15 protein-coding genes are annotated in these 13,038 nt (G+C 67.0%); 6 read left to right on the top strand and 9 right to left on the bottom strand.

Annotated elements, in window-relative coordinates; genetic code table 11:
* Window positions 1-42 precede the first annotated feature (42 nt).
* Window positions 43-657: a LysE family translocator gene (locus F3J15_RS12220; protein WP_166891192.1), complete on the top strand. Its 615-nt coding sequence runs from the start codon at window positions 43-45 to the stop codon at window positions 655-657.
* 110 nt (window positions 658-767) lie between these two features.
* Entirely contained in the window at window positions 768-1,016 is a 249-nt protein-coding gene (locus F3J15_RS12215) for a hypothetical protein (RefSeq protein ID WP_166891189.1), read from the top strand.
* Window positions 1,017-1,076: 60 nt separating this feature from the next.
* Here the strand turns inward: F3J15_RS12215 and F3J15_RS12210 are convergent, their stop codons facing one another.
* From F3J15_RS12210 to pobA, 7 genes are all read right to left on the bottom strand, one after another.
* On the bottom strand, window positions 1,077-2,435 hold the full coding sequence (locus F3J15_RS12210) for an MFS transporter (protein ID WP_166891187.1): 1,359 nt from the start codon (window positions 2,433-2,435) through the stop codon (window positions 1,077-1,079).
* A 185-nt stretch (window positions 2,436-2,620) separates the two neighbouring features.
* Window positions 2,621-3,007, bottom strand: a complete 387-nt coding sequence (pcaC, locus tag F3J15_RS12205) for a 4-carboxymuconolactone decarboxylase (protein WP_046548861.1) — start codon at window positions 3,005-3,007, stop codon at window positions 2,621-2,623.
* Window positions 3,008-3,017: 10 nt separating this feature from the next.
* The gene (pcaD, locus tag F3J15_RS12200; RefSeq protein WP_089498043.1) at window positions 3,018-3,803 is read right to left on the bottom strand and encodes a 3-oxoadipate enol-lactonase; all 786 of its coding nucleotides are present in this window, start codon (window positions 3,801-3,803) and stop codon (window positions 3,018-3,020) included.
* Window positions 3,803-5,176 (bottom strand): 3-carboxy-cis,cis-muconate cycloisomerase, encoded by a 1,374-nt coding sequence (locus tag F3J15_RS12195; RefSeq protein WP_166891184.1) that lies wholly within the window; start codon window positions 5,174-5,176, stop codon window positions 3,803-3,805. The genes pcaD and F3J15_RS12195 overlap by 1 nt, the downstream gene beginning before the upstream one ends.
* Before the next feature lie 88 nt (window positions 5,177-5,264).
* Window positions 5,265-5,921, bottom strand: coding sequence for a CoA transferase subunit B (locus F3J15_RS12190; protein WP_034189746.1), 657 nt, complete (start codon window positions 5,919-5,921; stop codon window positions 5,265-5,267).
* Between the two features lie 11 nt (window positions 5,922-5,932).
* Window positions 5,933-6,646 (bottom strand): 3-oxoacid CoA-transferase subunit A, encoded by a 714-nt coding sequence (locus F3J15_RS12185; protein WP_011356717.1) that lies wholly within the window; start codon window positions 6,644-6,646, stop codon window positions 5,933-5,935.
* A gap of 141 nt (window positions 6,647-6,787) precedes the next feature.
* Window positions 6,788-8,020, bottom strand: a complete 1,233-nt coding sequence (gene pobA, locus F3J15_RS12180) for a 4-hydroxybenzoate 3-monooxygenase (RefSeq protein WP_069250400.1) — start codon at window positions 8,018-8,020, stop codon at window positions 6,788-6,790.
* Window positions 8,021-8,136: 116 nt separating this feature from the next.
* Here pobA and F3J15_RS12175 point away from each other — a divergent pair, with 116 nt between their 5' ends.
* The 3 genes from F3J15_RS12175 (at window position 8,137) to F3J15_RS12165 (ending at window position 10,593) form a co-directional block, all read left to right on the top strand.
* Complete coding sequence (locus tag F3J15_RS12175) at window positions 8,137-9,063, top strand: LysR family transcriptional regulator (protein ID WP_166891180.1); 927 nt, start codon at window positions 8,137-8,139, stop codon at window positions 9,061-9,063.
* 94 nt (window positions 9,064-9,157) lie between these two features.
* A complete protein-coding gene (folE, locus tag F3J15_RS12170) occupies window positions 9,158-9,790 on the top strand; it encodes a GTP cyclohydrolase I FolE (protein ID WP_069250398.1) in 633 nt (210 codons plus the stop codon).
* Complete coding sequence (locus tag F3J15_RS12165) at window positions 9,790-10,593, top strand: SDR family oxidoreductase (protein WP_166891177.1); 804 nt, start codon at window positions 9,790-9,792, stop codon at window positions 10,591-10,593. Before folE ends, F3J15_RS12165 begins: the two co-directional genes overlap by 1 nt.
* 45 nt (window positions 10,594-10,638) lie before the next feature.
* On the opposite strand, the gene epsC is transcribed toward F3J15_RS12165, so the two are convergent.
* On the bottom strand, window positions 10,639-11,559 hold the full coding sequence (gene epsC / locus F3J15_RS12160) for a serine O-acetyltransferase EpsC (RefSeq protein WP_069250396.1): 921 nt from the start codon (window positions 11,557-11,559) through the stop codon (window positions 10,639-10,641).
* 137 nt (window positions 11,560-11,696) lie between these two features.
* Window positions 11,697-11,930 carry a hypothetical protein gene (locus F3J15_RS12155; protein WP_069250395.1) on the bottom strand — a complete coding sequence of 78 codons (234 nt, stop codon included), beginning with the start codon at window positions 11,928-11,930 and terminating at the stop codon, window positions 11,697-11,699.
* A gap of 278 nt (window positions 11,931-12,208) precedes the next feature.
* On the opposite strand from F3J15_RS12155, the gene F3J15_RS12150 reads away from it, so the two are divergent.
* Complete coding sequence (locus F3J15_RS12150; protein ID WP_069250394.1) at window positions 12,209-12,619, top strand: DUF3005 domain-containing protein; 411 nt, start codon at window positions 12,209-12,211, stop codon at window positions 12,617-12,619.
* Window positions 12,620-13,038 lie beyond the last annotated feature (419 nt).

Here is a 13,038-nt window from a genome sequence, read left to right as displayed (position 1 = left end):
ACTGACCTCCATCCCAGTCCAGAACCGAATGGAGAATCCGCGATGGAATTCCTCACCCTCAGCGCGTTGCCCGCCGGCATGCTGTTCGCGCTCGTCACGTCGATCACGCCCGGCCCGAACAACACGATGCTGCTCGCATCCGGCGTCAATTTCGGTTTCCGCCGCACCATGCCGCACCTGTTCGGCATCAGCATCGGCGTCGCGATCCTGATGCTCTGCGTCGGCTTCGGCCTCGGCGAAGCGTTCAAGCGCATGCCGCTGCTGTATACAATCCTCGAAGCCGCGAGCGTCGCGTACCTGCTGTACCTCGCGTGGCGCATCGGCACGTCGGGCGAAGTGAAGGCGCACGGCGGCAAGCCGCGCCCGATGACGTTCATCGAAGCCGCAGCGTTCCAGTGGATCAACCCGAAGGCCTGGATGATGGTGCTGACCGCCGCGACGACGGTTCGCCTGTCCGCCGACTACGGGATGAACGCCGCCTGGATGGCCGTCGTGTTCATCCTGATCGGCTTCCCGTGTATCTGCCTGTGGGCCGCTTTCGGCCTCGGCCTGCGCCGCTTCCTGTCGAACCCCCGCGCGCTGCGCATGTTCAACATGACGATGGCCGTGCTGCTGATCCTGTCGCTGTATCCGCTGGCCGCGCACCTGCTGGCGTAGTGAGCGCTCACCGCGCGCCCGTTGAGATTCGCCCGATGCAGGCGTACCCTTTTGATACGGGCGCGCGCCACCGTTTCGCCGGTTGCGCCGCTGCTGCCGGGAGAGTATCGATGAAGCCATTGCTGAGGGCGGGCGAACACATCGAGGGGATGCACTGGATCGCCGAGTATCACCCGTTCACGCACGAGATTCGCGTACTGCGCGAGGACATCGAGATCGGTATCTACAGCGCGCCGCCGACGATGTTCGGCGAAGAGGAAGAGATGGGCGCCGCGAACCTCGCCGATCATCGCAGCCGGGAGGCCGCGCTGCGCGCGTATCTGCGCGACTTCGTGAAGAAACACGACGCGGAGGAATAGCCGGCGGCCCGCCGGCCGCCGTATCGACGGGCCGGCGCATCGCACCGGCCCGCGCTTCGCTCAATGCCCGAGCGATTCGATCTTGCCTGCCGGCTGCGTCACGCCATGCGGCCGCGCCATCTGCTTGATCAGCAGCGCGACACACGCGAGCAAGCCCGCGACGGCGATCGTCGCGAACACGCCCGCGAACGAGAAATGCCGGCGCGTCAGCTCGGCGACGAGGAACGATCCTGCAATCCCGCCGAAGCGGCCGACGCCGAGCATCCACGCGACACCCGTGCCACGCCCTTCGGTCGGATAGAACGCGGCAGCCAGCGCCGGCATCGACGATTGCGCGGTATTCATCAGCACGCCGGCCACGAACACGACCAGCACGAGCAGCCCGACGTTACCGGCCGCCTGCCCGATCGCATAGACGCTCACCGCGGTCAGCGCGTAGCACACCGCGATCACACGGTTCGCGTTGAAGCGGTCCATCAGCACGCCGCACAGCACTGCGCCGACGCCGCCGAGCGGGAACAGCGCGGAGATCAGCGTCGCGCTCTTCGGCGTCAGGCCGGCATCCTTGAGCAGGATCGGCATCCAGTTGATCGACGCGTAGAAGATCACGAGGCCCATGAAGTACGCGAGCCACAGCATCACCGAGCCGACGATGTACGAGCGCGACAGCACGACGCCGAGGCCCTTGCTGCCGGTCTGCGGTGCGGCTTCGGTCATCGCGAACGAGCCGGCGTTCAGCGCATCGCGCGAGATGCGCGCGAGCGTCGCGCGAACTTTATCGACAGTGTGGTTGTTGGCGACCATGAAGCGCACCGACTCCGGCATCTTCAGCAGCAACAGCACGCCGAGCAGCAGCGGCGTCACGCCGCCGAGGATCAGCACGCTGCGCCAGCCGAAATGCGGAATCATCCATGCGGCGAGGAAACCGCCGAACGCGGCGCCGAGCGGGAAGCCGCAGAACATCAGGTTGATCACGGTCGCGCGGCGCTTGTCCGGGCAGAACTCGCCCATCATCGTGACCGCGTTCGGCATCGCCGCGCCCAGCCCGACGCCAGTGATGAAACGCAGGATCGTCAGGTGCCCGATGGTCGTCGAGAATGCGGACATCAGGCATGCGACGCCGAACAGGAACACCGAGCCGAGCAGCAGCGAGCGGCGCCCGAGCTTGTCGGACAACGGGCCCGACACGAGCGCACCGCACGCGAGGCCGAACAGCGCGGCGCTCAGCACCGGTGCGAGATCCGGTTTGGTGAGGTTCCATTCGCCGAGCAGCGACGGCGCGATGAAGCCGATCGCAGCCGTATCGAAGCCGTCGAGCAGCACGATCACGAAACACATGAGGAATACGAGCCATTGAAAACCGCCGAACGGCTGCTCGTTGATGAAGGTCTGGACATCGACCACGGGTGCGCGATTCATCGCGAGTCTCCTGATATATAAGCGACGCGGCCTCGGAACCACGTCTTGCCTTTGTTCGCGCACCGGCCATCCGGTGCGCCGCGCGCCGATGCTCTGCCGGCGCGTTCATTCATCGTCGAGGCCCGCCACCCTCAGCGGGCCTCGACTCAAGCTCGGACTACGCCCGGCAACTTGGCCGGCCGCACCTAGGCGGCCCCGTCCTGCTCCTTGAAGATCTTGTCCGCGAGATGGAACGCGGAGTTCGCGGCTGGCACCCCGCAATAGATCGCGGTCTGCAGCAGCACTTCCTTGATCTCGTCACGCGTCACGCCGTTGTTGCGCGCGGCGCGCAGGTGCAGCGCCAGTTCCTCGCCGCGGTTCAGCGCCACCATCATCGCGATGGTCAGCAGGCTGCGCGTATGGCGCGGCAGGCCGTCGCGCGTCCAGATCTCGCCCCACGCATAGCGCGTGATCAGGTTCTGGAATTCGTCGGTCACCTCGGTGCGGTTCTCGAGCGAACGGTCGACGTGCGCGTCGCCGAGCACCGCGCGACGCACCTTCATCCCTGCTTCATAACGTTCCTGGTCATCCATCGCCGGTGCCTCACGCGGTCAGGAAATCGAGCAGCGCGCGGTTGAAGCCGTCGGTGCACTCGATGTTCGAAATATGCGCGGCGTCGAATTCGACGTGCTGCGCACCCGGAATCGCGGCAGCCAGCGCGCGGCCCTGATCGGGCGGCGTCGACATGTCCTTCGCGCCGGTCACGACGAGCACCGGCAGCGCGATGCCTTTCACCTCTTCGCGCAGGTCGGCTGCGTTCAGCGCGTCGCAGTTCGCTGCATAGCCGTCCTTGTCGGTATGCACGAAGGTGTCGCGGATCGCGTCGAACAGGCGCGGCTCGCGTTCGACGAACGCGTCGGTGAACCAGCGCGGCAGCACGGCGTCGGCGAGCGCGGCCATCCCTTCGGTACGCGCCTTCTGCGCACGCGGCGCCCACACTTCCGGGGAGCCGATCTTCGCGGCGGTGTTCGACAGCACCGCGCGAACGATGCGCGACGGGAAGCGTGCGGCCAGCGCAGCCCCCGTCAGCCCGCCCATCGAGATCCCGCAGAAATGTGCGCGTGCGATGCCGACGTGGTCGAGCAGGCCGATCACGTCGCCGGCGAGCTGCTCGATCGTGTACGAACCGGCCGGCGCGTCGGAATGGCCGTGGCCGCGCGTGTCGTAGCGCAGGATGTTGAAGTGCTGCGTGAGCGGGCGGATCTGCGGCGCCCACATCTGCAGGTCGGCGCCGAGCGAGTTCGAGAAGACGAGCCACGGCGCGTCGTCGCGCGCGGCACGGTCGATCCGGTAATGCAGTTTCACGCCGTTGACAGTGGCGAAAGGCATCAATGTTCTCCTGGTGATTGCGCGCCCGCATGCAGCGCGAGCACGGCGTCGACGTAGGCCTGCGCCTCGCCGACGTAATGAGCGGGATCGAGCAGCCGCGCGAGCGCGTCGCGCGACAGGTGCGCCGACACGGTCGCATCGGCGGCGAGCACGTCGAACAGCGTCGCGCCCGTGCGCACGGCTTCCTTCGACGCGTTTTCGACGACGTGATGCGCGTCGAGCCGGCCGATCTTGTCGCCGAGCGCGAGCATCACCGCTTCGCCGAGAATCAGCCCGCGGGTCAGGTCGAGGTTCGCGGCCAGGCGTTCCGTGTTCACGTCGAGGCCCGCGACGATCTGCGCGATCTGCGCGAGCGCGCCGCCGGTCAGGCGCGCGAGATCGGGCAACGCATCCCACTCGGCCTGCCAGCCGCCGAGCGCGCGTTCGTGTTCCTGCACCATGCCCGCGAACACGGTCGCGACGAGGTTCGGCGCACGTACGGCAGCCGTCAGCACGGCTGCGCAGCCGACCGGGTTGCGCTTGTGCGGCATCGTCGAAGAGCCGCCCTTGCCGGCGGCGGCCGGCTCGCCAAGCTCGCCGACTTCGGTCTGCATCTGCAGCGACACGTCGCGCGCGATCTTGCCGAGCGTACCCGTCAGCATCCCGAAGCAGGACGCGGCTTCCGCAATGCGGTCGCGCTGCGTGTGCCACGGCACGGCCGGCGCCGCGAGCTTCAGGTCCGCCGCCAACGCAGCCGTGACGCCGGCCGCCTGCTCGCGCAGGCTCGCGAGCGTACCGGCCGCACCGCCGAACTGCAGCACGAGCGCACGCTCGCGCAATTCGGCGAAGCGCGCGCGATGGCGCAGCAGCGCATCGAGCCATTGCGCGAATTTCAGGCCGAGCGTGATCGGCAGCGCCTGCTGCAGCCATGTGCGGCCGATCATCGGCGTCGCGCGATGCGTGCGCGCGAGCGCCGCGAGCGATGCGCATGCTTCGTCCAGCATCGGCTCGAGCACGTCGAGCGTGTCGCGCAACTGCAGCACGGTGGCGGTATCGATGATGTCCTGGCTCGTCGCGCCCCAGTGCACGAACTTCGCGGCCTCGGGATCGTCGGCCTTCACCTGCGCGGTGAGCTGCTTGACGAGCGGAATCGCGAGATTGCCGCCGAGCGCCGCACCGTGCGCGAGCGCGTCGGCGTCGAGCCGGCTGGCATCGCACGCGCGTTCGATCGGCGCGACCGCGGCGGCGGGAATCACCTGCTGCGCGGCAAGCGCACGCGCGAGCGCGGCCTCGACGTCGAGCATCCGCTGGATCGTCGCGCGGGGCGACCAGATCCGGTTGAGCGGCTCGGTGCCGCAGATGAGGGAGGTCAGGCGGGCGCTGTCTTCGAGCATGGCATCAGATTGGGGAAACGGCGTGCGCCTATTGTCCACCCAAGCGTGCCGGCATGCGCGCAAGCGCACGCGCCGGCACGCTCGGGGTTCAGGCAGCGGCCTTTTGCGTCGCGTCGATCAGCGGCACGCCGGTCAGCTTCTGCAGTTCGTCGAACGACAGGTCGGTGAAGATCTCGCTCACCGCGAGGCCGTCGGCCGTCACGTCGAGCACGGCGAGATCCGTATAGATGCGGCTCACGCACTGCACGCCGGTGACCGGATACGAGCACTGCGCGACGATCTTGCTTTCGCCCTGCTTCGTCAGGTGCTCCATCATCACGAACACCTGCTTCGCGCCGATCGCGAGATCCATCGCGCCACCGACCGCCGGAATCGCATCGGGCGCACCTGTATGCCAGTTCGCGAGGTCGCCGGTCGCGGATACCTGGAACGCGCCGAGCACGCAGTAGTCGAGGTGGCCGCCGCGCATCATCGCGAACGAATCCGCGTGGTGGAAATACGCGCCGCCGGTGAGCAGCGTCACGTGCTGCTTGCCGGCATTGATCAGTTCGTCGTCTTCCTCGCCCGGCGCGGGCGCGGGGCCCATGCCGAGCAGCCCGTTCTCGCTGTGCAGGAAGATTTCCTTGCTCGGGTCGAGGTGGTTCGCCACCAGCGTCGGCACGCCGATACCGAGGTTCACGTACGCGCCTTCGGGGATGTCCTGGGCGACGCGCTTGGCCATTTCATCGCGGGTCAGTCGTTTCATTTCAGGTCTCCTCAAGCGGCTTGCGATGCGTGTTCGGCGGCCAGCTCGGCCGCGTGCGCGGCCTGCGGCACCTCGACGATGCGCTGGACGAAAATGCCCGGCGTCACGATGTGTTCCGGGTTCAGCGCGCCGAGCGGCACGACTTCCGACACCTGCACGATCGCCACCTTCGCGGCGCTGGCCATGATCGGCCCGAAGTTGCGTGCCGTCTTGCGATACACGAGATTGCCCCAGCGGTCGCCCTTGTACGCCTTCACGAGCGCGAAATCGGCGTGGATCGGCGTCTCGAACACATACGGCTTGCCGTCGATCACGCGCGTTTCCTTGCCTTCCGCGAGCTTGGTGCCGTAACCCGTCGGCGTGAAGAAGCCGCCGATGCCGGCGCCCGCCGCGCGGATGCGCTCCGCGAGGTTGCCCTGCGGCACGAGCTCCAGCTCGATCTCGCCCGCGCGGTACAGTCCGTCGAATATCTGCGAGTCGCTCTGGCGCGGGAACGAGCAGATGATCTTGCGCACCTGCTTCGCCTTCAGCAGCGCCGCGAGGCCCGTCTCGCCGTTACCCGCGTTGTTGTTGACGATCGTCAGGTCGCGCGCGCCCTGTTCGATCAGCGCGTCGATCAGCTCGGACGGCATGCCTGCCGTGCCGAAGCCGCCGATCATGATTGTCGCGCCGTCGTGGATGTCGGCCACCGCCGACTGAAGCGATTCGAAAATCTTGTTGACCATGTCTCTTCCTGATACGAACCCGCGGCTCGATGCGCGGCCTGTCGAGGGGACACGCGCGTGCCGCGTGCCGCGCCGGGGCCGATGTCGATCCCGGTTTTGTTCGCTATTCGAACCTAGATTCGATTAGCGAACGATGGCCGATCATAGAGTCGCGCACAGCGCGTTGTCAAGGCGGGTTGCCTCGGGGGCCGCTGCGTCGTCGAACGGCAAGCCGACGTAGTTTTCGGCGAGCGCCTGCGCGGCGGCCCGCGAGCGCGTCACGTATTTGAGCTCGGCAAACTTCAGGCGATTGACGAACGGCGAGTCTTCCGGCGACGAATGCAGCATGTTCGTCATGAAGTACGAGAAGTGCTCGGCGCGCCACACGCGCTCGAGGCAGGTCGCGGAATACGTGTCGAGCAGCGTCGCGTCGCCGTTGCGGTAGCGCGCGCCGAGCGCGCGGGACAGCGCGCGGACGTCGGCTACCGCCAGGTTCATCCCCTTCGCGCCGGTCGGCGGCACGATGTGCGCGGCGTCACCGGCGAGGAACAGGCGCCCGTGCTGCATCGTCTCGGACACGAAGCTGCGCATCGGCGTCACGCTTTTCTGCGTGATCCGGCCCTCGGTCGGCGTCCAGCCCGTGTCGTTCGAGAAGCGCGTGTGCAATTCGTCCCAGATCCGCGTGTCGGACCATTCGGTGAGGTCTTCATCGGGCTTGCACTGCAGGTACAGGCGCGTGACCGTCGGCGAGCGCATCGAGAACAACGCGAAACCGTTGTCGTGATGCGCGTAGACGAGTTCGTCGAGCGACGGCGCCGCGTCGGCGAGGATGCCGAGCCACGCGAACGGATAGACGCGCTCGAACGTGTTCAGTCGTTCCGCCGGAATCGTCTGGCGCGCGATGCCATGGAAGCCGTCGCAACCGGCGATGTAGTCGCAGTCGATGCGGTCCTCGCGGCCGTCGGCGTGCTTGAACGTGACGAACGGGTGCTCGCCCTCGACGTCGTGCAGCGCGACGTCGCTCACTTCGAAGTGCATCGCGTGGCCATGCTCGACGCCGGCCGCGATCAGGTCGCGCACCACTTCGTGCTGGCTGTAGACGGTAATCGCGCGCCCGCCGGTCAGCTCCGACAGGTCGATGCGGTGGCGCTGGCCCGAGAACAGCAGTTCGATACCGTGATGTTCGAGCCCTTCGCGGCGCATCCGGTCGCCGAGGCCGGCTTCGTTCAGCGTGTCGACCGTGCCCTGCTCCAGCACGCCGGCGCGGATGCGGTTCTCGCAGTATTCGCGCGAACGCGCTTCGACGAGGATGGAATCGACGCCTTGCAGGCGCAGCAGATGAGAAAGCAAAAGGCCGGACGGACCGGCGCCGATGATGGCGACCTGGGTGCGCATTGTTCGTCTCCTGAACATTGGTTCGAGTAATGGAACCCATTTGAGCGCTTTCCCGACTATGCGGCAATGCGATTCAGGAGATATGTTGTATACGTTTTGACGATACTGGCCCGGCGATGGATGCGCTCGATCTGAACCTCATTCCCTACCTCGTCGCACTCGACGACACGCGCAACGTGAGCCGCGCGGGCGACCTGCTCGGCGTCAGCCAGCCGCGCGTGAGCACGGCGCTCGGCCGCCTGCGCGAGTACTTCGGCGATCCGCTGTTCGTGCGCACGTCGCGCGGGATGGAGCCGACGCCGCGCGCGCTCGCGCTGCTGCCGGCCGCCCGCGACGCGCTCGCGCAGATCGAGCGCGGCCTCGTCGCGCCGCACGATTTCGACCCGGCCGCGAGCACGCACACGTTCTCGATCGCGCTGTCGGACGTCGGCGAGATCGTGTTCCTGCCGAAGCTGCTGCAGGCGTTCGCGACGCGCGCGCCGCACGCGAACCTGCGCTCGGTCTCGCTCGCGCACGACGAAGTCGGCCGTGGCCTCGAAGCCGGTTCGATCGATCTCGCGGTGGGCTACTTCCCGGATCTCGACGGCAACAACTTCTTCCAGCAGCGCTTGTTCACGCACCGGTTCGTGTGCCTGATGCGGCGCGGCCATCCGTTCGAGCAGGCGCCGCCGTTCACGGTCGAGCAATTCCTCACGTGCGGGCACGCGGTGGTGCGCGCCGAAGGCCGCAGCCAGGAAGTGCTCGAGAAATATCTCGCGAAGCAGCGCATGCAGCGCCGCGCGGTACTCGAGACGCCGCACTTCATGAGCCTGCCGTTCATCCTGAGCCGCACCGACCTGATCGCGACGGTCCCGCATGCGATCGGCTACGCATATGCGGCCGAGCATGCGTTCATCGTGCCGGTCGAGCCGCCGCTGGCGCTGCCGCGCTTCGACCTGAAGCAGCACTGGCATCGCAAGTACCACAACGATCCGCGCACCGCGTGGCTGCGCGGCGTCGTCGCGTCGCTGTTCAACGACGAGCAGGACGAATGGCCGCAGTGAAGTGAGTGCCGGGCCGCACACGCGCCCCGCGAAAGCATGAAACAATGCCCGGATTCCGCGCCGCCCCGGCGGCGGCATTCAATGGAGCAGATAGATGGCTAAAAAGAAGTCCGCGCGGCCCGAGCCGGCCGCATCCCGCCCGAGCCGTGAAGAAGCGGAAGACGCCGTTCGTGTGCTGTTGCGCTGGGCCGGCGACGATCCCGCGCGCGAAGGCCTGATCGACACGCCCGCACGTGTCGTGCGCGCCTATGAGCAGTTCTTCGCCGGCTATGCGCTGGAGCCGCGCGACATCCTCGCGCGCACGTTCAGCGAAGTTGACGGCTACGACGAAATGATCGTGCTGAAGGACATCCGCTTCGAGAGCTACTGCGAGCACCACATGGTGCCGATCATCGGCCGCGCGCACGTCGCCTATCTGCCGAACCATCGCGTGGTCGGCATCTCGAAGCTCGCGCGCCTCGTCGACGCGTTCGCGAAGCGCCTGCAGATCCAGGAAAAGATGACCGTCCAGATCGCCGACACGCTGTTCGACGTGCTGGAGCCGAAGGGCGTCGGCGTGATCCTCGAAGCCGCGCACCAGTGCATCTCGACGCGCGGCGTGCACAAGCCGGGCGTCGAGATGGTCACGTCGCGCATGCTCGGCTCGTTCCGCACCGATCCGTCGACGCGGCGCGAATTCCTGTCGATCGTCGCGAATCCTTCTTCAGTGAACCTGACGAATACGTAATGGAGCAGACGAAGCAAGCGGCACACGCGCCCGTCGTGCTCGTGACCGGCGCCGCGCGCCGGGCCGGGCGCGCGTTCGCCGAGTATTTCGCCGCGCACGGCTATCGCACCGCGGTGCATTACGACCGTTCGGCCGATGCCGCGCAGGCAGCGGCCCGTGCGATCGCCGACCGCGGGCACGATTCGGTAGCGCTGCAGGCCGACCTGTCGGATGCCGCGCAGATCACCGCGCTGATCGACCAGGTGTATGCGCGCTACGGGCGCCTCGACGTGCTCGTCAACAACGCATCGGTGTTCTGGCAGGACCATTTCCCGAGCTTCGACCTCGCGGCGTTCGACCAGGCGTGGGCCGTCAACTGCCGCGCGCCGATCCTGCTCACGCGCGCGTTCTACGAACGGGCTCGCGCGGCCGGCGCGCAGGGTGTCGTCGTGAATGTGGTCGACCAGAAGATCAAGGAAAACTTTCACCGCGACCATTTCAGCTATACGGTCGCGAAGGCCGCGCTCGGCAACCTCACGCAGATGCTCGCGCTGTCGTCCGCGCCGGTGCTGCGCGTGAATGCGGTGTTCCCCGGGCTGATGCTGCCGAGCGACGACCAGACGCAAGCCGACTTCGAACACGCGAGCCGCGCATCGACGCCGCTCGCGCGCATCGCGGGCCCCGACGATGTGGCGAGCGCGATCCTGATGCTGACGGGCAATGCGTACAACGGCGTGGATTTCGTCGTCGATGCGGGGCAGAACCTGATCCGCGTCGACCAGGACGTGCTGTACAAGCACCGCGCGCCCGACGGCAAGCACTGACCGGTGTGCGCCGTGGCGGCCGGCAGCCGTCGGCCGCGCGCCGCGTTACGGCTTGTCGGCGCTCCCGCCTTCGCGAACCTTGCCCTGCGCGACGCTCGTGCCGGGCGGCACGCTGTGCGTGAGCCATACGTTGCCGCCGATCACCGAGCCGCGCCCGATCGTCACGCGGCCGAGAATCGTCGCGCCCGCGTAGATCACCACGTCGTCCTCGACGATCGGGTGCCGCGCATTGCCCTTGACCAGCGCACCGTCGCCATCGGCGGGGAAGCTCTTCGCGCCGAGCGTGACGGCCTGGTACACGCGCACGCGCTCGCCGATGATCGCCGTCTCGCCGATCACGACGCCCGTGCCGTGGTCGATGAAGAAGCTCGGGCCGATCTGCGCACCCGGGTGGATGTCGATGCCGGTAGCCGAGTGGGCGATTTCATTGATGAATCGCGCCAGCAGCGGCACGCCCAGCCGGTGCAGCGCGTGTGCGAGCCGGTGATGCATCATCGCCAGCACGCCGGGGTAGCACAGCAGGATCTCGGTAATGTGCTGCGCGGCCGGATCGCCGGCATACGCGGCCTGGATATCGCTGACGAGCAGCGCGCGGACCGCCGGCAACTGCCGGCCGAATTCGCGCGCGATTTCGAACGCGCGTTCGTCGAGCTCCGCGAACGGCGTATCGGCATGCTCGGGCAGGAACGGCAGCGCGCGGCGGATCTGTTCGGACAGAATGCGCAGCGTGCTCTCGAGCGTGTGGCCGACGTAGAAGTCGACGCTTTCGTCGGTCAGATCGGGGGCGCCGTAGTGCGTCGGAAACATCGACGCGCGCAGGCCGGTCACAATCTTGCAGATCGCATCGCGCGACGGCAGTTCGCGAATGCCACGCGGATGGCGCGTACGATGGAGTTCCTCGCGCGACTCGCGCAAGCCGGCAACGATTTCTTCAAGGCCCCACTGACGGGCGGGTGATGTCGACATATGCCAATGCAGGCGGCCGCGCTCGGTCGCACGGCCGCTAATAAAGTGACGGGTTCCGCAAGATTACCGCGTTTTCCGTCCGGGAGCGGCACGCCGGGGATCGGCCGGACGGCCGATGGCACTGGATCGCGACGGCGTCAGATCGTGATGCTGCTCGCGTCGATCCATCGCACGGCCCAGTCGCGCGCGTGCGCGATCGCGTCGCTTTCGTCGTTGAACTGGAGCTCGATCGGGAAAAATCGGTTCGCAACGAGTTCCCCGTCGCTCGATCGGGAGATCACGACGTAGGGTTTGAACGAACCGTCACTGGTACGCGCGGGCGCGCAGTTCAACAGATAACCGCGGTGCGTGAAGGCAGTAGTCGCTTGCATGAATCCGCCACCTCTAGTCCCTTGCTTTGTTGTTCACTACCCGTCTTTAAGGGTGCTGCGGCCCCCCGGCGCGGGCAGAGGCGGCGCGACCGAATCCCCTGTCGCCGCTTCGCAGGAAAAGAATCATACTCTGTAGAAAACGGGTCTTCTAGCTGAAATAAATCATGACAAATCAGTGCGCGTCGCGCGACCGCGGCGATCGCCCGCGCGCCTTTTCCCGTCACGCCCGGAACGGGATTTGCTTCGATCCGGAACGCTTCGCCGCGAGGAGAGCCGCGATGGAATCATCCGATCAAACCGATCGTTCGCGTCCGCGCAGCATCGAGCTCGACAACGACGACACGCACGACAGCACGGTCGACACCGACGGCAAGAACCGTGAGGCGTCGCGCCTTGCCGGCGGCGGACCGATCTCGCCCGACGAAATCACGCGCAGCAACGCGTCGCTCGTCAATGCGATGCCGGAAGCCGGCGACGGCTTCGCCGGTTTCGACAGCCGCCCCGGCGGCAATCATCCGGCGTTCGCGCTGCGTGCCGGCTACATGGTGATCGAGAAGGGCTTCGACGCGCCGCCGCCCATGAGCGACGCGCTGTTCGGCCCCGTCCACCGGATGTACGGCAGCACGTACTGGCCCGGCCACCAGCGTCGGCCGGAACGCGTCTTCGAGCTGACCGCCGTGCCGAGATAGCCGGCGCGGCGTTTGAATCGATCGTTCGATTGCGACCCGGTATCGGCCGACAGCCGATGGCCGGGGATCGACATACGCGATCGTGTGCCGATCCTGCACCGGCAACCGCACGATGCACGATGCACGAACGAACGATTCCACGCAGCGGCACCGGCAGTGCCATGCACGTCGTGAATTGCGCTGACGCACATGCGTTGATCGAGGTCATGTCGAAACGCCGCGGTTGCGATTGAATGGCGATGCGGGCAATGCATCCGCGTGACCGTCGTGCCGTGTCGATGCGATCGGCGTGCGCGTGTGCGTGCGCCACGCGCGACGCCGATGCGCGCGCATGCCTTCCCGCCGACGATGCAGACAACAGCGACCACCACGTCGCACGACACGCGTCGCGCGTCGCAGCATGCGCCAGATGCATGCCA

It is taken from the genome of Burkholderia sp. Ap-955 (genome assembly GCF_011753045.1).
Classification (GTDB): domain Bacteria; phylum Pseudomonadota; class Gammaproteobacteria; order Burkholderiales; family Burkholderiaceae; genus Burkholderia; species Burkholderia lata_D.
Note: the sequence above shows the minus strand (reverse complement) of the source record. Positions and strands in the feature narration are given on the sequence as shown.

Bases quoted from the DNA above. Each gene is read 5' to 3' on its own strand.
- F3J15_RS12220 (WP_166891192.1), top strand. From the start codon at position 43: ATGGAATTCCTCACCCTCAGCGCGTTGCCCGCCGGCATGCTGTTCGCG.
- F3J15_RS12215 (WP_166891189.1), top strand. From the start codon at position 768: ATGAAGCCATTGCTGAGGGCGGGCGAACACATCGAGGGGATGCACTGG.
- F3J15_RS12210 (WP_166891187.1), bottom strand. From the start codon at position 2,435: ATGAATCGCGCACCCGTGGTCGATGTCCAGACCTTCATCAACGAGCAG.
- pcaC (WP_046548861.1), bottom strand. From the start codon at position 3,007: ATGGATGACCAGGAACGTTATGAAGCAGGGATGAAGGTGCGTCGCGCG.
- pcaD (WP_089498043.1), bottom strand. From the start codon at position 3,803: ATGCCTTTCGCCACTGTCAACGGCGTGAAACTGCATTACCGGATCGAC.
- F3J15_RS12195 (WP_166891184.1), bottom strand. From the start codon at position 5,176: ATGCTCGAAGACAGCGCCCGCCTGACCTCCCTCATCTGCGGCACCGAG.
- F3J15_RS12190 (WP_034189746.1), bottom strand. From the start codon at position 5,921: ATGAAACGACTGACCCGCGATGAAATGGCCAAGCGCGTCGCCCAGGAC.
- F3J15_RS12185 (WP_011356717.1), bottom strand. From the start codon at position 6,646: ATGGTCAACAAGATTTTCGAATCGCTTCAGTCGGCGGTGGCCGACATC.
- pobA (WP_069250400.1), bottom strand. From the start codon at position 8,020: ATGCGCACCCAGGTCGCCATCATCGGCGCCGGTCCGTCCGGCCTTTTG.
- F3J15_RS12175 (WP_166891180.1), top strand. From the start codon at position 8,137: ATGGATGCGCTCGATCTGAACCTCATTCCCTACCTCGTCGCACTCGAC.
- folE (WP_069250398.1), top strand. From the start codon at position 9,158: ATGGCTAAAAAGAAGTCCGCGCGGCCCGAGCCGGCCGCATCCCGCCCG.
- F3J15_RS12165 (WP_166891177.1), top strand. From the start codon at position 9,790: ATGGAGCAGACGAAGCAAGCGGCACACGCGCCCGTCGTGCTCGTGACC.
- epsC (WP_069250396.1), bottom strand. From the start codon at position 11,559: ATGTCGACATCACCCGCCCGTCAGTGGGGCCTTGAAGAAATCGTTGCC.
- F3J15_RS12155 (WP_069250395.1), bottom strand. From the start codon at position 11,930: ATGCAAGCGACTACTGCCTTCACGCACCGCGGTTATCTGTTGAACTGC.
- F3J15_RS12150 (WP_069250394.1), top strand. From the start codon at position 12,209: ATGGAATCATCCGATCAAACCGATCGTTCGCGTCCGCGCAGCATCGAG.